This window comes from Massilia sp. UYP11 (assembly GCF_050434805.1).
Lineage (GTDB): Bacteria > Pseudomonadota > Gammaproteobacteria > Burkholderiales > Burkholderiaceae_D > Telluria.
In genome coordinates, this window is sequence record NZ_JBNDJE010000020.1 from 19,562 (window position 1) to 39,977 (window position 20,416).

The 20,416-nt window shown below is 65.8% G+C and carries 13 protein-coding genes; 9 read left to right on the top strand and 4 right to left on the bottom strand.

The window, feature by feature from the left end; translation table 11 throughout:
- The first annotated feature begins 57 nt into the window (after positions 1-57).
- The 3 genes from ABIB38_RS20420 (at position 58) to ABIB38_RS20430 (ending at position 6,053) form a co-directional block, all read left to right on the top strand.
- Entirely contained in the window at positions 58-873 is an 816-nt protein-coding gene (locus ABIB38_RS20420; RefSeq protein ID WP_429206532.1) for an EI24 domain-containing protein, read from the top strand.
- 360 nt (positions 874-1,233) lie between these two features.
- Positions 1,234-4,554, top strand: a complete 3,321-nt coding sequence (locus ABIB38_RS20425) for a transglycosylase domain-containing protein (RefSeq protein WP_429206533.1) — start codon at positions 1,234-1,236, stop codon at positions 4,552-4,554.
- Positions 4,551-6,053: a TAXI family TRAP transporter solute-binding subunit gene (locus ABIB38_RS20430; protein ID WP_429206559.1), complete on the top strand. Its 1,503-nt coding sequence runs from the start codon at positions 4,551-4,553 to the stop codon at positions 6,051-6,053. Before ABIB38_RS20425 ends, ABIB38_RS20430 begins: the two co-directional genes overlap by 4 nt.
- A gap of 42 nt (positions 6,054-6,095) precedes the next feature.
- On the opposite strand, the gene ABIB38_RS20435 is transcribed toward ABIB38_RS20430, so the two are convergent.
- Both ABIB38_RS20435 and ABIB38_RS20440 read right to left on the bottom strand, forming a co-directional pair.
- A complete protein-coding gene (locus ABIB38_RS20435) occupies positions 6,096-6,836 on the bottom strand; it encodes a hypothetical protein (protein ID WP_429206534.1) in 741 nt (246 codons plus the stop codon).
- 20 nt (positions 6,837-6,856) lie between these two features.
- The gene (locus ABIB38_RS20440; protein ID WP_429206535.1) at positions 6,857-7,312 is read right to left on the bottom strand and encodes a rhodanese-like domain-containing protein; all 456 of its coding nucleotides are present in this window, start codon (positions 7,310-7,312) and stop codon (positions 6,857-6,859) included.
- A 316-nt stretch (positions 7,313-7,628) separates the two neighbouring features.
- Here ABIB38_RS20440 and glnA point away from each other — a divergent pair, with 316 nt between their 5' ends.
- The 5 genes from glnA to corA all read left to right on the top strand — a co-directional run bounded on the left by glnA (position 7,629) and on the right by corA (position 13,457).
- Positions 7,629-9,044: a type I glutamate--ammonia ligase gene (gene glnA / locus ABIB38_RS20445; RefSeq protein WP_429206536.1), complete on the top strand. Its 1,416-nt coding sequence runs from the start codon at positions 7,629-7,631 to the stop codon at positions 9,042-9,044.
- Positions 9,045-9,207: 163 nt separating this feature from the next.
- Complete coding sequence (locus ABIB38_RS20450; RefSeq protein WP_429206537.1) at positions 9,208-9,720, top strand: DUF4124 domain-containing protein; 513 nt, start codon at positions 9,208-9,210, stop codon at positions 9,718-9,720.
- Positions 9,717-10,820, top strand: a complete 1,104-nt coding sequence (gene glnL, locus ABIB38_RS20455) for a nitrogen regulation protein NR(II) (RefSeq protein WP_429206538.1) — start codon at positions 9,717-9,719, stop codon at positions 10,818-10,820. Before ABIB38_RS20450 ends, glnL begins: the two co-directional genes overlap by 4 nt.
- A gap of 63 nt (positions 10,821-10,883) precedes the next feature.
- Positions 10,884-12,398 (top strand): nitrogen regulation protein NR(I), encoded by a 1,515-nt coding sequence (gene ntrC / locus ABIB38_RS20460; RefSeq protein WP_429206539.1) that lies wholly within the window; start codon positions 10,884-10,886, stop codon positions 12,396-12,398.
- A 90-nt stretch (positions 12,399-12,488) separates the two neighbouring features.
- Positions 12,489-13,457, top strand: coding sequence for a magnesium/cobalt transporter CorA (gene corA / locus ABIB38_RS20465; protein WP_429206540.1), 969 nt, complete (start codon positions 12,489-12,491; stop codon positions 13,455-13,457).
- A 24-nt stretch (positions 13,458-13,481) separates the two neighbouring features.
- Here the strand turns inward: corA and ABIB38_RS20470 are convergent, their stop codons facing one another.
- Positions 13,482-14,366, bottom strand: coding sequence for an EamA family transporter (locus ABIB38_RS20470; RefSeq protein ID WP_429206541.1), 885 nt, complete (start codon positions 14,364-14,366; stop codon positions 13,482-13,484).
- Positions 14,363-15,982: an NAD(P)/FAD-dependent oxidoreductase gene (locus ABIB38_RS20475; RefSeq protein ID WP_429206542.1), complete on the bottom strand. Its 1,620-nt coding sequence runs from the start codon at positions 15,980-15,982 to the stop codon at positions 14,363-14,365. Before ABIB38_RS20475 ends, ABIB38_RS20470 begins: the two co-directional genes overlap by 4 nt.
- A 669-nt stretch (positions 15,983-16,651) precedes the next feature.
- On the opposite strand from ABIB38_RS20475, the gene ABIB38_RS20480 reads away from it, so the two are divergent.
- A complete protein-coding gene (locus ABIB38_RS20480; RefSeq protein ID WP_429206543.1) occupies positions 16,652-19,714 on the top strand; it encodes a TonB-dependent receptor in 3,063 nt (1,020 codons plus the stop codon).
- Positions 19,715-20,416: the final 702 nt, after the last annotated feature.

Consider the following 20,416-nt stretch of genomic DNA (forward strand, 5'->3'; position numbering starts at 1 on the left):
GCATTGATCCCATCCCGCCATGCCATCAGGAGAAACCATGCTGCAAAGGAAAGCCCGATGAACGGTGTATTGACTGCCTGCCGGCGCGCCTTGCGCGCGCAGTTCAGCGGCCGCATGCTGCTGCTGTCGCTGGCGCCGCTGCTGCTGGCGCTGAGCCTGTGGAGCGTGGGCATGTGGCTGGGCCTGCAGCCGCTGCTCGACTGGCTGCACGGCATGTTCGTCGAGTACGGCGGTTTCGAGACCAGCGGCAGCATGCTGGAGATGGTCGGCCTGGGCATGCTCAAGGTGATGGTGGTGCCGCTGCTGGCGATCGTGCTGCTGCTGCCGCTCAAGATCGGCTCGGCCCTGCTGTTCGTGGGCGTGGTGGCGATGCCGGCCATCGAAGCCTATGTCGGCAAGCGCCACTTTCCCCAGCTTGCCAGGAAGGAGGGCGGCTCCTTCTTCGGCAGCGTGGCGATCAACCTGGGCAGCGTCGCCGTGTTCGCCCTGCTGTGGTTGTTCACCCTGCCGCTGTACGCGGTGCCGCCGCTGGCCTGGCTGGTGCAGGCCAGCCTGTGGGCCTGGGTGACGTCGCGCGTGATGACCTACGACGCGCTGGCGGCCCACGCCACCCAGGCCGAACGCCTGGCGCTGATGCGCCGCCGCCGCCCGGCCCTGCTCGCCATCGGCTTCGTCACCGGCCTGGCCGGCGCGCTGCCGGGCATCGTCTGGATGGGCGGCGCGGTGCTGTCGATCGTGCTGTTCCCGATCCTGGCCCTGGTGTCGCTGTGGCTGTACGTCATGATCTTCCTGTTCGCCGGACTCTGGTTCCAGTATTACTGCCTGCAAGCACTGGAAGAACTGCGCGCGGAAGCGGCGACGCAGCCCGCGTGATCCCCTTTTCGACATGGATCAAACTTGGCTGTGCACCGAAGGCATTTCCAGCGCGTTAAATATTGGTAGCTATAACTACCGGGGGTGCTTGCTTGAATTGCACGCTTCAATATCACTCAGCCAAGACCTCGTTGTTTTTTTGCGAAAATATTCCAAGCGCAGCAAATTTGTTAAACGGCGCCTCGCGTAGGACGTATTGATGTGGTGGAATATTGCCTACGGATGGTGCGGTCTGGAGTGGGATCGCACCGTACGCGAACTAACAAAGATCACGATCACTCGAACGGACCAGCAGCACCACGGATGGCGAGCAGGTTGGCGGGGATTGCTAGCGTTTTGATTCAGACCGGTTAAGCCATCATGGAAAGTATTCGCCGTCAACGACGGCCAAGCAATGTGTCCGACAAACGTGCCGCCAACGAGCGCAGTGAGCCGACCTTCGAGCCGAGCTTCGGCGAGGCGGTCGCGACTTCCGCGGCGCCGGAGGGCGCCAGTGCCGCGAGCGCGGCCGTGGAGGGCGCGCCTGCGCTCGCGGCCGGCGGCAATGACGTCCCCCTGTACGAAGCCTTTCCGCACCTGGCGGGCAACGGCGGCATTCCCGCCGGCCCGGCGGGCGAACCCGGCGACGACGAGCCAGCCCCGCGCAAGCGGCGCTGGAAGCTGTGGCTGGTGCTCGGCCTGCTGGCGCTGACCGCGCTGCTGGCGGCCTGGGTGGTGCTGGAGACGCGCACCTCGCGCCTGCAGGCGAAAATGTTTGCCGACATGGCCAGCGAGCTGACCTTCCGCATGGAAAACGGTCCCAGCGAGGCGATCCGCTTCCCGGCCGCCAGCCCGTATGACACCCGGCTCGGCTATGCCGGCCTGCCGCGCTACCTCGAGCGGCTGCAGACGCGCGACTATGCGATAGCAAGCCAGGCGCGCATCTCGCCGCAGATGCTCAAGATGGCCGACCTCGGCCTGTATGCGACCTACCACGAGAAAACCAAGGTCGGCCTCGAGATCCTCGATTGCCGCGCGCAGCCGATCTATACCTCGCGCTTCCCCGAGCGCTTCTACGACAAGTTCGACGCCGCGCCGCCGCTGTTGGTGCAGAGCCTGCTGTTCATTGAGAACCGCGAACTGCTCGACGCCAGCAATCCGCGCCGCAACCCCGCGGTCGAATGGGACCGCTTCTCGAAGGCGGTGTTCGACAAGAGCCTGTCCAGCGTCGGCCTGGGCGGCGCCGGCCGCGTGGCCGGCGGCAGCACGCTGGCGACCCAGATCGAGAAGTACCGGCATTCGCCTGAAGGTCGCACCAGCTCGACCACCGACAAGATCATCCAGATGGCCTCGGCCACCCTGCGCGCCTACCAGGACGGCGAAGACACCACCGGTGCGCGCCGCCAGATCGTGCTCGACTACCTGAACACGGTGCCGCTGTCGGCCAAGTCCGGCTATGGCGAGGTGAACGGCATCGGCGACGGCCTGTGGGTCTGGTATGGCCGCGACTTCGCCAAGGTGAACGAGATGCTGAAGGGCCCGATGACGAGCCCGGACGCCGTGCTGGCCTACAAGGAAGCGCTGTCCCTGATGATTGCCCAGCGCCGCCCGGCCTATTACCTGGGCGCCGGCGAGCCCGACCTCGAAATCCTGACCGACAGCCACCTGCGCGTGCTGGCCCAGGCCGGCGTGATCTCGCCCCAGCTGCGCGACGCCGCCCTGAGCGCCAAACTGCAGCCGGCCCTGCACAGCGGCGTGGCGCCGCCGCCGGCCGACGCCTTCGTGTCGCGCAAGGCGGCCAACGCGGTGCGCAACCACCTCGGCTTCCTGATCGGCGACACGCGCCTGTACAACGTCGACCGCCTCGACCTGTCGGTGGTCTCGACCCTGGACGGCACTGCCCAGCAGGCGGTGACGGCGGCCCTGCGCCAGCTGTCCGACGCCGAGCACGCCAAAGCGGCCGGCCTGACCGGCAAGGGCATGCTCGGCAATGGCGACCCGGCCCAGGTGGTGTACAGCTTCACGCTGATGGAGCGGGGCGAGCACGTCAACTACCTGCGGGTCCAGACCGACAACTACGACCAGCCGCTCGACATCAACGAAGGCGCCAAGCTCGACCTCGGCTCGACCGCCAAGCTGCGCACGCTGGTGACCTATCTCGACATCGTCGACCAGCTGCACAAGCGCTTCGCGCCGCTGGACAAGATCGGCCTGCACGGCGTCGAGGTCGATCCGAAGGACCGCCTGTCGCTATGGGCGCTGGAATACTTCCAGACCCTGCCGGACGGCGCCGACCGCGGCCTGAAGCCCATGCTCGACGCCGCCATGGCGCGCCGCTACTCGGCCAGCCCCGGCGAGCGCTTCATGACCGGCGGCGGCCTGCACACGTTCGGCAACTTCAGCAAGCTCGACGACAGCAAGATCATGGACGTGCACCAGGCCCTGCGCCAGTCCACGAACCTGGTGTTCGTGCGCATGATGCGCGACGTGGTGCGCTACTACATGTTCCAGCTGCCGGGTTCCTCGGCCCAGCTGCTGGCCGACGCCAACGATCCGCGCCGCGCCGCCTACCTGGCGCGCTTTGCCGACAACGAAGGCAAGGATTTCCTGGCCAAGTTCTGGAACAAGTACAAGGGCAAGACCCCGGCGCAGATCGAAGCGCTGCTGTTCTCCGGCGTGCGTCCGCTGGCCTCGAAGCTGGCCGCGGCCCACCGCACGGTGGCGCCCAACGCCACGCTGGACCAGTTCGGCGCCTTCATCCACGCGACCCTGCCGTCGGCCAACGAGGTCGATCCGGAACGCATCCCGAAGATGTACGAGATGTACGATCCGCGCAATATGTCGCTGGCCGACCGCGGCTACGTGGCCTCGGTGCATCCGCTCGAACTGTGGCTGGTGAGCTACCTGCGCACCCACCCCAAGGCCACCTGGTCCGAGGTGACGGCGGCCAGCGTCAAGGAGCGCCAGGAAGTCTACCAATGGCTGTTCAAGACCAGCCGCAAGAACGCCCAGGACAAGCGCATCGCCGGCCTGCTCGAGGTCGAGGCCTTCCTCAAGATCCACGCCCAGTGGAAAAAGATGGGCTACCCCTTCGATTCGCTGGTGCCGTCGTACGCGACCACGCTGGGCGCCTCGGCCGACCGTCCGGCCTCGCTGGCCGAGCTGATGGGCATCATCGTCAACGGCGGCGTGCGTAAACCCATCGAGCGCATCGATTCGCTGCACTTCGCCAAGGACACGCCGTACGAAACCCTGGTCAAGCGCAACAAGGGCGGCGGCAAGCAACAGGTGCTGGCGCCCGAAGTCGCGCGCACCGTGGCCGACGCCATCCAGGGCGTGGTCTCGGACGGCACCGCCAAGCGCGTCAAGACCGCCTTCGTGCAGGCCGACGGCAGCGTCATCGCGCTGGGCGGCAAGACCGGCACCGGCGACCAGCGCTTCGACGTGTATGCGCGCGGCGGCCGCCTGGTCGAATCGCGCTACGTGAACCGGTCGGCGACGTTCGTGTTCAATATCGGCGAACGCTTCTACGGCAGCATGACGGCGTATGTGCATGGCCCGCAGTCGGAACACTACGACTTCACCAGCGCGCTGCCGGTGCAGCTGTTGGCGACGCTGGCGCCGAGCCTGATGCCGATGATCGAGCCGGCGCCGCCGGGCGCGACGCCGGCGGCGCCGGCCCAGCGCCAGTGCGTGCGCTGAAGCCAGGCCGGGGCGCGCGCGGCGGCGCGCAGGTGAAAGGCCTGCGCGCGCGCCTGCAGAATTTCAGCATCGTCTCGCTGCGCGACCTGGTCGTGGCCTCCGGCCCGACCATCCTGCTGGTCGGCGCGGCGCTGCTGCTGGCCTACTGGTGGGTCGATCCGGCGCCGCCGCGCAGCCTGCGCCTGGCCACCGGCCAGGAAAACTCCGCCTACGAAACCTTCGGCAAGCAGTACGCCGCCGTGCTCGCGCGCGACGAGATCAAAGTGACGCTGGCGCCGACGCTCGGCTCGCGCGACAACCTGCGGCGCCTGCTGGCGGGCGAGGCCGACGTCGCCTTCGTGCAGAGCGGCTCGACCGACGGCGAGACGATGAACGCCGATGCCGGGGACAGCGCCGGGCGCCAGGACCTGGTGTCGCTGGGCAGCCTGTTCACCGAACCGGTGTGGCTGTTCCTGCGCGCGGACGCCGACATCACGAAGCTGACCGACCTGCGCGGCAAGCGCATCAACCTGGGCCCGGAAGGCACCGGCGTGCCGCGCCTGCTGCGCCAGGTGCTCGACGCCAACGGCATCGCGCCGCTGGAGGTGCGCATCGGCGACCTGGCCGATACGCCGGCCACGGTGGAGCTATTGGCGGGCCGTATCGACGGCCTGGTGTTTGCGTCGGCGCCGGAAGCGCCGCTGATCCAGATGCTGCTGCAGACGCCCGGCGTCAAGCTGTTCGACTTCGCCCAGGCCGAGGCGTACACGCGGCGCCTGCCGTTCCTTACCCACGTGGTGCTGCCGCGCGGGATCGTCGACCTGGGACGCAATATCCCGGACCAGGATTACCACCTGATCGCGCCGACCGCGACCCTGGTGGCGCGCGAGGAAATCCATCCGGCCCTGGTGGGCCTGCTGGTGAAGGCCGCCACCGAGATCCACGGCGGGGCAGGCTGGTTCCAGCAGCAGGGCCAGTTTCCGTCGCCCAAGTACACCGAGATCCCGGTGGCGCCGGAAGCCGCGCGCTACTACCGCGACGGGCCGCCCTTCATGCAGCGCTACCTGAGCTTCTGGCTGGCCAACCTGGCCGAACGCCTGTGGGTGGTGGTGGTGGCGCTCACCGCGCTCCTGATTCCGCTGTCGAAGATCGTGCCGCCGATCTACGTGTGGCGGGTGCGCTCGCGCGTCTACCGCTGGTATGGCGAATTGCGCGCGATCGAGCAGGCGTTCGAGGACAGCGGCGCGGCGCCGGACGACAAGGTGCGCACCGACTTGCAGCGACGCCTGGACAGCCTCGAAGACCGCGTCAACCACATCTCGGTGCCGCTGGCCTACGCGGACGAACTGTACCGGCTGCGCAGCCATATCCACCTGGTGCGCGAACGCGTACGCGGCTGGCAGCAGGATGGCGCGGCCGGCGACGCGGACCGAGAAGCAGACGGAGAAGCGAACCGAGAAGCAGGCCGCGAAGCAGACCAACACGCAGCGCCGGGCCATCCGGCGCGCGGAAACGGCTGATTCGTCCGCTGCCTGCGATCCCCGGCCCGATTAGGCCCAACCCTAGCTGACCCGTTCGTTGCGACGGCGCGGGACGCCGCGCTCGTACCATGCCGGCGCCCCGGGAACGAGCGCTGCGCGCACCTCGCGGCGCAGGGTGGTGGCGGGAATCGCGTCGGCCGCCAGCCGGCGCAGGCGCCGCACGTCGGCGTGCCGGCCGCGCGCCGCCAGCACGTCCAGGATGGCGTTCACGTCCTGCACATAATTGTGGATTTCGGCCGGAATGCTGGGCGCGCCGGTGAACCGCTGGCGGCGCGCGCGGAAGGCGTCCATCAGGTAGTCGGCATGCTGGCGGATGTTTTCTTCCGGGTTCGGCATCAGGCGTTCGGCCAGCGCGGCGTCGCCGGCGGCGATCACCTGCGGCAGCACGACCCGGATGCAGGAAGCGGCCAGCGCCGGCGCCAGCGCTTCCAGCTTCACGAACAAGTCGCGCGTGCGCACCGGCTGGTCGCACGCATGGTCGATCGAGACCACGTCGAGCAGGTGGTCGCGGTTGCCCTGGCCGGCCAGCAGCAGGGCGGTATTGCGCTCGCGTACCGCTTCGAGCGCCACCGCCGCCGGCGGATGGGCCTCGGCCAGCATGGCCCAGTCGGCCAGGGCGTAGGAACGGCGCACGCCTTGCAGGGACGGGTCGTGTTCGAGCGCGTGCTCGTGGAACCAGGCCAGCGCTTGCAGCGCGGCGTCGTAGCGGCCCTGGTCGGCCAGTTCTCGCGCCGTCGCCAGGCGTTCGATGGGGGTGCTCATCCCGACACCGGGCTGCCCGCTCATGCCCCGACCCACGGCAATCCCGCCTTGCACCAGCCGCCGATCGTCTTGCGATGGCCTTCGCCATCCTTGTCGCCCTCGAAGCCCTCGAGAATGTCGAAGGCGTTCGCATAACCGAGTTCGGTCGCCACGCGGGCGCTGTGGCGCGAGCGCACGCCCGAGCGGCACAGGAACAGCAGGGTGTCGTCCTTGTTCGCCACGCGTTCGAGCTGGGCGCCGAAGTCCGGGTTCGGCACGCCGCCCGGATAGGTGGCCCACTGCACCGCCGCGTGCTGGGCGTCGGGGATGGCGACCCGGCCCACCCAGTCGCGTTCGGCATTGGTGCGCACGTCGACCAGCTTGACCTTCGGGCTGCTTTTGAGCAATTCGAACGCCTCTTGCGGGGTCACTGCACCGGCATAGGGCTGGCCTGCGCCACGTTGGCGCGCTTCCTCGAGAATATTTTCTATCGTCATAATGTTGGTTCCGTTTTTGGGCATTCGGTTGCGCTGCACCACGATGGATCAGTGTATCCTGCTCTGGAATGGTGCATCGGCATGTTTTTGCACTTGATTGGTGCATCCAGTCTGCACTGACAATCTTTCGGCAAGTCTGCCGATCGACGCGATTTTATGGGTAAACTGGCCGGTCCCCCAAGAGCGATTTATGCATGGCCTCATGCAAACGAGATGGCACGGGGTGTGTCACCAAGTTGGCATGCTTCCTGCTTCAACATGATGCAAGTTGTCGGTCTCAGGACGCGACATCCTTTTTTCAATTAGGAGATTCCGAATGGCAAAGTCCGCCGCAGATGTAATGCAACTGGTCAAGGATAACGAAGTCAAATTCGTTGATTTACGCTTCGCCGATACCCGCGGCAAGGAACAACACGTCACGGTCCCGGTGTCGCACTTCGACCTGGACAAATTCGAATCCGGCCACGCCTTCGACGGTTCGTCGATCGCCGGCTGGAAGGGTATTGAAGCCTCGGACATGCTCCTGCTGCCGGACCCGAACACCGCCAACCTCGATCCGTTCATGGAAGAGACCACGCTGTTCATGCAGTGCGACGTCATCGAACCGTCGGACGGCAAGGGCTACGACCGCGATCCGCGCTCGATCGCCAAGCGCGCCGAAGCCTACCTGAAGTCGTCGGGCATCGGCGACACCGCCTACTTCGGCCCGGAACCAGAATTCTTCATCTTCGACTCGATCCGCTGGAAGATCGACATGTCGGGCTGCTTCGTCAAGATCGATTCGGACGAATCGTCGTGGGCGACCGACAAGGAAATCGAAGGCGGCAACAGCGGCCACCGTCCGACCGTCAAGGGCGGCTACTTCCCGGTGCCACCGGTCGATTCGTTCCAGGACATGCGCTCGGAAATGTCGCTGATCCTCGAATCGATGGGCATCCCGGTCGAAGTGCACCACCACGAAGTGGCCGGCGCCGGCCAGAATGAAATCGGCACCAAGTTCTCGACCCTGGTCGAGCGCGCCGACTGGACCCAGAACATGAAGTACGTGATCTGGAACGTGGCCCACAGCTACGGCAAGACCGCGACCTTCATGCCGAAGCCGATCAACGGCGACAACGGCTCGGGCATGCACGTGCACCAGTCGATCTGGAAAGACGGCAAGAACCTGTTCGCCGGCGACGGCTATGCCGGCCTGTCGGAAACCGCGCTGTTCTACATCGGCGGCATCATCAAGCACGCACGCGCGCTGAACGCGATCACCAACCCGGGCACCAACTCGTACAAGCGCCTGGTGCCCGGCTACGAAGCCCCGGTCAAGCTGGCCTACTCGGCCCGCAACCGTTCGGCCTCGATCCGCATCCCGCACGTGGCAAACCCGAAAGGCCGCCGCATCGAGACCCGCTTCCCGGATCCGCTGGCCAACGTCTACCTGTGCTTCGCCGCGCTGATGATGGCCGGCCTGGACGGCATCCAGAACAAGATCCACCCGGGCGAAGCCGCGACCAAGGACCTGTACCACCTGCCGCCGGAAGAAGACAAGCTGATCCCGACCGTCTGCGCCTCGCTCGAGGAAGCGCTGGAAGCGCTGGACAAGGACCGCGAGTTCCTGACCCGCGGCGGCGTGTTCAGCGACAGCATGATCGATGCCTACATCGAGCTGAAGATGAACGAAGTGCAGCGTCTGCGCATGACCCCGCACCCGGCCGAATTCGACATGTACTACTCGTCGTGATCGGTTGATCAATACTGTTGTGCCTGCGCATCGCCAAGCTTGACGGCGATGCCACGAAACGCGGGGAAAGCCATGGCTTTCCCCGCGTTTTTTGTTGCTTCGGGTATAGTCGGGCGCGACTACAATGCATCTTCCCGCTGATGCAAGCTACCGAGTGATTGGAATGACAAACATCGTTTTTCACGGCGCCGTGGCCATGTTCGCCCTGCTGTTTGGCGCCTCGGCCCAGGCCCAGATCTACCGCTGTCTCGATGCCAACGGCCGCCCCCTGTACACCGACACCAAGGTCGGCAAATGCCAGCTGATCGACACCGGCTACAGCTCGCCGCCGGCTTCGGCGCCGATCCCGGCCCCGCGTTCGTCCGGCGGGTCGGGTTCGGCCAGCTCGCCGAGCCCGGCCGCCGCCAGCGCCCCGTCGGGTTTCCCGCGGGTGGACAACGTGGTGCAGCGCGCGCGCGACCAGGAGCGGCGCGACATCCTGGGCGACGAGCTGCGCATCGAGGAACGCAAGCTGGCCGACCTCAGGAAGGAATTCAACAACGGCGAGCCCGAGCGCCAGGGCAACGAGCGTAACTACGCCAAGTACCAGGCGCGGGTGGCGTCCCTGCGCGACGAGATCAACCGGACCGAACGCAATATCGAGGCGCTGCGGCGCGAGATCGGCAATATCAGATGACCCTGCCACCTTTGAACGACGCCTCCGCCTTTGACGCGGGCGATCCGGCGCGCTACGCCGGCCTCGACCTGCTGGCCTCGGCCGTGCTGCTGACCGGCGCCGACGGCGAAGTGCTGTATGCGAACGCCGCCGCCGAGAACCTGATGGAGCTGTCGCTCAAGTCGCTGCAGCGCCATCGGCTGCCCGAGCTGTTCCAGAACGGCGCCGAGCTGGCCGCCCTGATCTGCCAGGCGCTGGCCCACCATTACGCCGACCTGCGCCAGGACCTGACCCTGCAGCGCAACAACCGCGAGCCGCTGCACGTGAACAGCATCGTCAGCGCGCTGGGCGACGGCACCCTCCTGATCGAGCTGCGCGAGAACGTGCAGCAGTTGAAGCTCGACCGCGAGGAGCGCATCCTCGACCAGAGCCAGGCCAACAAGGAACTCATCCGCAACCTGGCGCACGAGATCAAGAACCCGCTGGGCGGCATCCGCGGCGCGGCGCAGTTGCTGGAACTCGAACTGCCGCCGCACCACCTGCTCGAGCTGCAGGAATACACGCAGGTGATCATCAAGGAAGCCGACCGCCTGCAAACCCTGGTCGACCGGTTGCTGGCGCCGCACCGCAAGCCCCACATCGTCGGCGACGTCAATATCCACGAGGTGTGCGAGCGGGTGCGCAGCCTGATCCTGGCCGAATTCTCGCAGGGCTTGACGATCAAGCGCGACTACGACGCCTCGATCCCGGAATTTCGCGGCGATTTCGAGCAGCTGATCCAGGTGGTGCTGAACATCGCCCACAACGCCGCCCAGGCCCTGGCGAGCCGCATGGCGCAGGGCGACGCCGAGATCACGTTACGCACCCGCGTGGCGCGCCAGGTCACCCTGGCGAAGGTTCGTTACGGGCTGGCATTAGACTTGCATATCATCGACAATGGACCGGGCATCGCGCCCGATATCCGCGACCGCATTTTCTATCCGCTCGTATCCGGGCGCGACGGCGGGAGCGGCCTCGGGCTGACGCTGGCGCAAACCTTCGTGCAGCAGCACCTGGGGGTGATCGAGTGCGAAAGCCGGCCTGGACTGACGGATTTCCGTATCCTGCTGCCCCTGCCATAAGCGCGGGCGAGCGGGGCGCCGACCAGTCCTTTATTGAATCCATGTTGCGGGAAGCACGAATACATGAAACCAATCTGGATTGTCGACGACGACGCATCGATTCGCTGGGTGCTCGAAAAAGCCCTGGCGCGCGAAAGCCTGGAGACCCGCAGCTTCGCCAACGCGCGCGAGGCCCTGACCGCCTTCGAAACCGACACCCCGCAGGTGCTGGTGTCGGACATCCGCATGCCGGGCGAATCCGGCATCGACCTGCTGCAGGCCGTCAAGGCCCGCCATCCCGGCCTGCCGGTCATCATCATCACCGCCTTCTCGGACCTCGATTCGGCGGTGTCCTCGTTCCAGGGCGGCGCCTTCGATTACCTCGCCAAACCCTTTGACATCGACAAGGCGGTGGCGCTGATCCGGCGCGCCCTGGAGGAAAGCCTGCGCGAGGCCAGCGTCGAGGCGCTGCCGGCCGAGACGCCCGAGATCCTGGGCCATGCGCCGGCGATGCAGGAGGTGTTCCGCGCCATCGGCCGCCTGTCGCAGTCGAACGTGACCGTGTTGATCACGGGCGAATCGGGGACCGGCAAGGAACTCGTGGCGCGCGCCCTGCACAAGCACAGCCCGCGCGCGCAACAGCCCTTCATTGCCCTGAACACCGCGGCGATCCCGAAGGACTTGCTGGAATCGGAACTGTTCGGCCACGAGCGCGGCGCCTTCACCGGCGCCCAGGCGATGCGGCGCGGCCGCTTCGAGCAGGCCGAGGACGGCACGCTGTTCCTGGATGAAATCGGCGACATGCCGTTCGATCTGCAGACCCGGCTGTTGCGCGTGCTGTCCGACGGCCACTTCTACCGCGTGGGCGGCCACCAGCCGGTGAAAGCCAATGTGCGCGTGATCGCCGCCACCCACCAGAACCTCGAGCAGCGCGTGCGCGACGGATTGTTCCGCGAAGATTTGTATCACCGCCTGAACGTGATCCGCCTGCGCCTGCCGAGCTTGCGCGAGCGCAGCGACGACATTCCGGTCCTCACGCGCCACTTTCTGGTGCAGAGCGCACACCAATTGGGCGTCGAGCCGAAGCGCATGAGCGAGCAGGCGATGCGTTTCCTGGCCGGCCTCGAATTGCCGGGCAACGTGCGCCAGCTGGAGAACCTGTGCAACTGGATCACCGTGATGGCGCCCGGCCAGACGGTCGAGATCAAGGACCTGCCGCGCGACCTGACCCAGGGCCAGGCGGGCGCCGGCGCGAATCCGGTGCCGCTGGCCGACGGCGTGGTGGGGACGGGCGCGTTGCCCGTGGCCGGCGCCGGCGTGGGTGCGGGCGGGTATGTGATGCAGGCCGCGGCGCAGGCGCCGGCTTCGCCCGATGGCTGGATCGACCTCCTGGAGCTGCAGGCCGCCGGCATGCTCAGCGCGGGGCAGATGGACGTGATGGACATCCTTGGGCGCCAGTTCGAATCGGCCCTGATCAGGACAGCCCTCAAGCATACGCACGGCCGCAAGAACGACGCCGCGATGCGGCTCGGGATCGGGCGCAACACCATCACGCGCAAGATCGTGGAACTGGGGATCGACGGCGCGCGCGAAGAATAGCCTCGTCGTCAAGCCTGGTGGTGAAAAGGGCGGCCGGTGGTGTAAGCTCCAGCATCGCCTGCTCTACCTTTTCACCTCATTTTTCACCCCATGCTGATCAACTGCGTCGCCTACCAGGAAGGCAAGAAACTATCCGATATCCCGGTCGAGGATATCAGCGAATACCTGAAACAGGACGACACCTTCGTCTGGGTCGCCCTGCGTGATCCGGCGAGCGCCGACATCGCCCTGATGCAGGAAGAATTCGGCCTGCACGAACTGGCGGTGGAAGACGCGATGCGCGGCCACCAGCGGCCCAAGCTCGAGGAATACGGCGACTCGCTGTTCGTCGTGGCCCAGATCGTGGAGCTGGCCGGGGACGAACTGAACGTCGGCCAGCTGGCCGTGTTCGCGGGCGAGAACTACGTGCTGTCGGTGCGGCGCGACGCCAGCCAGGGTTTCCTGGGCGTGCGCGCGCGCGCCGAGCGCGAGCCGCATCAACTCAGGAAGGGCGCCGGCTTCGTGCTGTACGCGCTGGTCGACGCCGTGGTCGACCGCTATTTCCCGGTGGTCGACATGCTCGAATCCGAGCTCGAATCGATCGAGGACCACATCTTCGGCATGCAGGGCAAGCAGCGCGCCAACGTCGAGCGCCTGTACGAACTGAAGCGCAAGGCGCAGATACTGCGCCACGCCGCGGTGCCGCTGATGGACGCCGTCGGCCGCCTGTATGGCGGCCGGGTGCCGGGCGTGGTGGCCGAGACCCAGGATTACTTCCGCGACGTGCACGACCACCTGTACCGCATCGCCGGCCGCCTGGACGCGGTGCGCGACACGATCAACACCGCGATCCAGGTGACGCTGTCGATGGTGGCGATCGAGGAGAACGAAGTCAGTAAAAAGCTGGCATCGTACGCCGCCATCTTCGCCGTGTTCACGGCCTTCGCCGGCGTGTGGGGCATGAACTTCGAGCTCATGCCGGAGCTGAAGTGGAAGTGGGGCTATCCGCTGGCGCTCCTGACCATGGTGGGCGTGTGCGCCTACCTGTACCGCCGCTTCAAGAAGGCCGGCTGGCTGTGATGAACGCGTGGACGGCTCTGCCGGTCAGCGTCGATCGGCCGTCGCCGCCGCGCCGGCGCAGGCCAGCGTCACCAGCGCGATCGCCAGCCATTGCACGGTGGTGAGCCGTTCGCCCAGCAGCAGGAAACCCGCCAGCGCCGCCACCGCGGGGCCGGCGCTGACCAGGATGCCGAACACGCGCCGCGGCAGGCGCCTGAGCGCCTTCATCTCGAGCGTATAGGGCAGGGCGGACGACAGCAGCGCCACCGCCAGGCCGCCGCCCAGCACCGCGGGCGTCAGCAGGTCGCCGCCGGCGTGGATCACGCCGAACGGCACCACGAACACGCAGGCCGCCAGCAGCCCCCAGGAGACCGCCTGGCCGCCGTCCAGCATGGATACCCGCTTGCCGAACACGATGTACATCGCCCAGCAGAACGCCGCCGCCAGCGCATAGACCACGCCGGCCGGGTCGAGCGCGGTCGCCGCGTTCGCCGCGTCGCGCACCGGCAGCAGCAGCCACAAGCCCGCGCCGGCGAGGATCACCCACAGGAAGTCGCGCGCATGGCGCGAGGACAGGATGACCACCGCCAGCGGCCCGGTGACTTCGATCGCGACCGCGATCCCGAGCGGAATGCGTTCGAACGAGCGGTAGATGAACAGGTTCATCGCCCCCAGCATCACGCCGTAGATGACGAGATCGGGCACATCGGCGCGGCGCAGCGAAAAGCGCCACGGCCGCACGATGGCCAGCAGGATCAGGGCCGACAATCCGACCCGCAGCGCCACCACGCCGGCGCTGCCGACCGCCGGGAACAGGCCCTTGGCCCAGGCGGCGCCGGCATTGACCGACACCAGCGAACCCAGGATCGCCAGCGCCGGCGCAGCGACGCCCTGGGCGCTGGCGGCGCGGTCGCTCACCTGCTCGTTCACCTGGCCGCCATCGCCCTGGCCACCGCCTCGGCCACGCGGATGCCGTCCACCGCGGCCGACATGATGCCGCCGGCATAGCCGGCGCCTTCGCCGGCCGGGAACAGGCCGCGCGTGTTCAGGCTTTGCAGGTCGTCGTTATTGCGCTTGATGCGGATCGGCGACGAGGTGCGGGTCTCGACGCCGGTAAGCACCGCGTCTTCCTTGTAGTAGCCCTTGATCTGCTTGTCGAAGGCGACGAAGGCTTCGCGCAGCGCCAGGATCGCGTAATCCGGCAGCGAGGTCGCCAGGTCAGTCAGGTGCACGGCCGGCCGGAACGACGGCGTCACCGAACCGAACTCGGTCGAGGGCCTGCCTTTGACGAAGTCGCCCATCAGCTGGCCCGGCGCGTCATAGGTGCCGCCGCCCAGCACGAAGGCGCGCGATTCGAGCTCGCGCTGGAAGTCGATCCCGGCCAGCGGGTGGCCCGGATAGTCGTCGGGCGTGATGCCGACCACGATCGCGCTGTTGGCGTTGCGCTCGGCGCGCGAATACTGGCTCATGCCGTTGGTGACGACGCGGCCTTCCTCGCTCGAGGCGGCGACCACGGTGCCGCCCGGGCACATGCAGAAGCTGTAGACCGAGCGGCCGTTCGAGGCGTGGTGCACGATCTTGTAGTCGGCCGCGCCGAGCAGCTTGTTGCCGGCGTTGGGGCCGAAGCGGCAGACGTCGATCAGCGACTGCGGGTGCTCGACCCGGAAGCCGATCGAGAACGGCTTGGCTTCGACGTACACGCCGCGCTCGTACAGCATCTGGAAGGTGTCGCGCGCGCTGTGGCCGATCGCCATCGTCAGGTGGCGGGTCGCGATCTCTTCGCCGCTGGCCAGGCGCACGCCGACCACCTGGCGCACGCCGCCGGTCTCTTCGATCAGCACGTCGTCCACGCGCGTCTCGAAACGGATCTCGCCGCCCAGGCGGACGATCTCGGCGCGCATCTGCTCGACCATCTTGACCAGGCGGAAGGTGCCGATGTGCGGCTTGCTGACGTACATGATTTCTTCCGGCGCGCCGAAGCGCACGAACTCGGTCAGCACCTTGCGGCCGTGGTGCAGCGGGTCCTTGATCTGGCTGTACAGCTTGCCGTCCGAGAAGGTGCCTGCGCCGCCCTCGCCGAACTGCACGTTCGACTCGGTGTTGAGCTTGCGCTTGCGCCAGAAGCCGAAGGTATCGACGGTGCGCTCGCGCACGACCTTGCCGCGCTCCAGGATGATCGGGTTCAGGCCCATCTGCGCCAGGACCAGCGCCACGAACAGGCCGCAGGGGCCGGTGCCGACCACGATCGGACGCGGGGTGCCGGGGGCCGGCTTGTTCACCTGCACGAACTTGTAGCCGACGTCGGGCGAGGGCATCACGTGCTGGTCGGTCGCAAGGCGCGCCAGCACGGCCGCTTCATCACGCACGTCGGCGTCGATCGAATAGGTCAGCACGATGGCGGCCTTCTTGCGCGCATCGTAGCTGCGCTTGTAGACGCTGAAGTCGACGAGGTCGGCGTCGGGCACGCCGAGGCGGGCCAGGATGGCGTCGCGCAGGGCCGCTTCGGGGTGGTTCAGGGGGAGTTTGAGTTCGTTGATACGGAGCATGGGGAGTGGTTGCTGGTGAGGCAACAAGATAGGGGGCGAACAAAAGCGTCATTTTACTTGCCGTCATCAAAGCCGTGTGGGGAAAGCGGCGGCCATGGATGGCCCTGGCGCGGGGCCGGGGATCCGGCGTGACCCCCGACATGAGACTGGGTAGCGCGTGAGCGTAAGGACGGACCTTCTTTCCCTTGATTTGGTCGTAGAACAAATATACTTATGCTGGAAACGATGATCGAAATGCAACAAAAATTAGTCAAATTCGATATTTGTCCGAACAATATTTGCATCTGAATACGCGTCTGCAATGTAAATACGGCGTTTATATGCCGAGACTTACTTTTGACAGAATATTGCGAGAAGGCCCAGGTTTGGTGCGTCAGGCGGCCAACATTGTGCGTCTTTGCACCAGTTTGGCTGAATTTAATTTGCAGGCATTTTGTTGTCACAGGGGGAGTGTTGTATATATGCATACTGTCAATGTGTGTCATTGACACAATAAGTTATGCCATGGTCTTATGAATTTAGGCAATTCCACGGCGTTATCAAATAAATGAATATGTCGTCAGTTGCCTAGAGAGAGAAAAGTTACGAATGCAGTAACTGTAGGATTACAACTAAAAACCAACACCAGCCGCTTCACGAGGGCGGCCGACAAGAGGACAGGAAAATCGCATGTTGAAAAAAACCGTATTGGTCCACGCGCTGAGCATCGCCTTCGGCGGCGCCGCACTGGGCCTGGCCGTGATGTCGCCCGCGATGGCGCAGTCGAACGCTTCCGGCAGCGTGTTCGGCACCGTCGCTCCGGGCAGCAATGTCCAGATCCTGATCGAGAACCCGGACATCGGCATCCGCCGCACGCTGACCCCGGACGCCCAGGGCCGCTTCGTGGCCAGCTCGCTGCCGAGCGGCGTCTACCGCGTGACGCAGGTGCGCGACGGCGCCAACGTGGCGACGGTCGACGTCGAAACCGGCATCGGCCGCAACGGCGAGGCGATTTTCGCCAGCGCCCCGGCCGCCGGCGGCACCCAGGTCGTGCAGGTGAGCGGCCGCCGCGCCACCATCGACACCAGCAGCGCCGGCAGCAGCGCCACCTTCAACGCCCGCGAGCTCGCCTCGCTGCCGATCGGCCGCAACGTTGAATCGATCATCCAGCTGGCCCCGAATACCACCACGGCCGACACCCGCTTCGCCGGCGGCGCCTCGTTCGGCGGCGGCGCGGCCTCCGAGAACTCGTACTACATCAACGGTTTCCCCGTCACCAATCCACTGACCGGCCTGGGCGCGGCCCAGCTTCCGTTCGGCGCGATCGCCGAAGCGCAGGTGCTGACCGGCGGCTTCGGCGCCGAGTTCGGTCGCTCGATCGGCGGCGTGGTCAACATCGTCACCAAGAGCGGCACCAATACCTGGGAAGCCGGCGGCCTGGTGACCTGGGAGCCGAAATCGCTGCGCGCGACGCCGTATGACATCTACTACGGCCGCACCGGCACCCCGAACAACGCCGCCACCGACGGCACCCTGCGCCTGGCGCGCGCCGAGAACACCGTCGACCGCAAGGTGTATGGCGCCTACGTCGGCGGCCCGATCATCAAGGACAAGCTGTTCTTCTTCGCCGCGGCCGAAAAGCACGACACCGAAGAAGGCCTGGTCAACGGCTTCCGCGTCGCCACCAACAACGGCGCCGTCGGCTGGCGCGACCGCGACACCAAGGTCGAGCGCTACATGGCCAAGCTCGACTGGAACATCAGCGACAACCACCGCCTCGAATTCACCACGATGGGCGACACGCCCGAGGTGATCCGCGCGGACAGCGGCTTCGACTACGCCACCCGCACCCGCACCGGTGTCGTCTCTTCGACCCAGCGCCTGGTCAACGTCGACAACAACGGCGCCAAGCTCAACACCCTGCGCTACGTCGGCAACCTGACCGACGACCTGACCGTCACCGCGCTGTATGGCCGCGCCAAGTCGCCGCACGAGAACTACTTCACCGGCTACAGTCCGGACCTGTTCCAGATCTCGTCGACCGTCGACGCGCGCGCGCCGGGCCTGAGCTATGCGAATCCGCAAAACATCAGCGGCAACATCCTGGCCCCGGGTTCGGAAGACATCGTCGACTCGGGCCGCTTCGACGTCGAATGGCGCCTCGGCCGCCACACCCTGCGCGGCGGCTTCGACCAGACCAAGGTCGAGTCGGTCGCGGCGGGCGATCTGCGCGCCGGCGGCGGCATGTGGACCTACTTCCGCGCCTCCAACCCGAACGCGCAGATCGCGGGACCGAGCGGCGTGCTGATCCCGTCGCCGGCCAGCACCGGCAGCCCGCTGGGCAGCCAGGGCTACTACGTGACCCGCGACCTGTTCTCGACCGTCACCAATTCGTTCGGCGAGCAGAGCGCCTGGTACCTGGAAGACCGCTTCCAGGCGACCCCGAACCTGCTGCTGACCCTGGGCGTGCGCAACGAATCGTTCAAGAACCAGAACGACACCAAGACCACGTTCCTGGAGATGAAGAACCAGATCCAGCCGCGCCTGGCCGCGGTGTGGGACGTCAACGGCGACGCCAGCCTGAAGGTGTACGGCACCCTGGGCCGCTACTCGGTCCCGATCCCGACCCATATCTCGGTGCGCGGCGCCGGCCGCTCGACCTACACCGCCCAGTACTTCACCTATACCGGCACCGACGCCAACGGCGCGCCGACCGGCCTGGTGCAGCTGAGCCAGCCGCTGTCGAGCAACAACGAGTACGGCCAGGACAAGGTGGTCGAGACCCTGGCGGCGCGCGACATGGATCCGCAATACCAGGACGAGCTGACCTTCGGCTTCGAGAAGGCCTTCTCGCCATCGCTGAACTTCGGCGCCAAGGGTATCTACCGCAAGATGCGTTCGACCATCGACGACTTCTGCGACGTGCGTCCGTTCGAGCGCTTCGCCGAAGCCAACGGCATCGCGATCACGAACCCGCTGTGGGGCAACACCTGCCAGACCTTCAACCCGGGTGAAGACAATGAGTTCCTGGTCGACTTCGCGGGCGACCCGTCGCGCCTGACCCAGGTGAACCTGACCGCGGCCGACCAGGGCTTCGACAAGCCGAAGCGTACCTACAAGTCGATCGAGACCTTCCTGGAGCATCCGTTCCGCAATGGCTGGTACGCCAAGGCCAGCTATACCTGGTCGAGCAACAAGGGCAATACCGAAGGCCAGGTGCGTTCGGACAACGGCCAGGCCGACGTCGCCGTCACCTCGTCGTGGGACTATCCGGAGCTGATGGAAGGCGCGTACGGCTACCTGCCGAACCACCGCAAGCACCAGCTCAAGGCCTTCGGCTTCTACGAAGTCACGCCAGAGATCGTCGTCGGCGCCAACGTGCTGATCGCCTCGGGCCGTCCGCGCAGCTGCATCGGCAGCGCCGCCAATCCGGGCGACTCGCCGAACTATGCGAACCAGACCTTCTACTGCGGCGGCCTGACCCGTTCGCAGAACGTGCTGACCCCGCGCGGCACGGTGGGCAACCTGCCGTGGGAACACCGCTACGACCTGAACGTGGCCTACAAGCCCAACTTCGTCAAGGGCCTGCAGTTCCGCGTCGACGTGTTCAACGTGTTCAATAGCCAGGTGGTGCGCAACGTGACCGAGGCCTACAACAACGGCGCCAACGTCAGCGGCCTGTACCAGACCCCGCTGTCGCTGACCTCGCCACGTTATGCACGCTTCTCGCTGATGTACGACCGCAAGTTCTGATCCTGAGCGGCGGCCGCGAGGCCGCCGCCAGCCAGCGGGCCGCTCTCCGGGGCGGCCTTTTTCATGGCGTCGTCGCGTTCGCCATCGGCGACCAGCCGCCGCGTCGATCATGGCCGATCGGCGTCACCGCCCCTTCCTGCTGCATCCCACTGCTCGCCCCATTGCCATGCATCGCTATTGGCATGCCAAATCGACGCACTTCGTTTTTGCGTTGGATCAACAAATCACGTTTTCATTCTTGCAATTCCAGTGGCCGGCCGTACCGGAATCGGGCGCCGGCAGCCGAGTCGCGCTTTCCTTCGCAATGCACGATGAGTAGGGAGAATGTCCTTTATTGCCTAATGGTAAATTAAAATAACAAAATTATCTTTATGCGACATTGCTCCAAACCTTATGCGGCCGAAGTATCGATTTCCCCTTGTCTGTACTGCTTGCCAAGCCGGTCTTGCGGTGACGAAACAATCTGTCTTTTCATCTGCGATTTGGGGCGACTGATGGCCAATTGTGTGCGTTGATGCGCAATTTTGGCGACGTTTATTCGGTTGGCGTAATTCTTCGCGGTTTGCCAGAGCTAGTGTTGTTTGTATGCATACCAAAGGAAGCTGTGTCATTGACACAATAAGTTTCTGCGTGGTTCCATCCGAAAGTGCCTTTTGGTCGAAACATGCGCTAAATGAATATTTCGTCAGTGGGCCCAAGAGA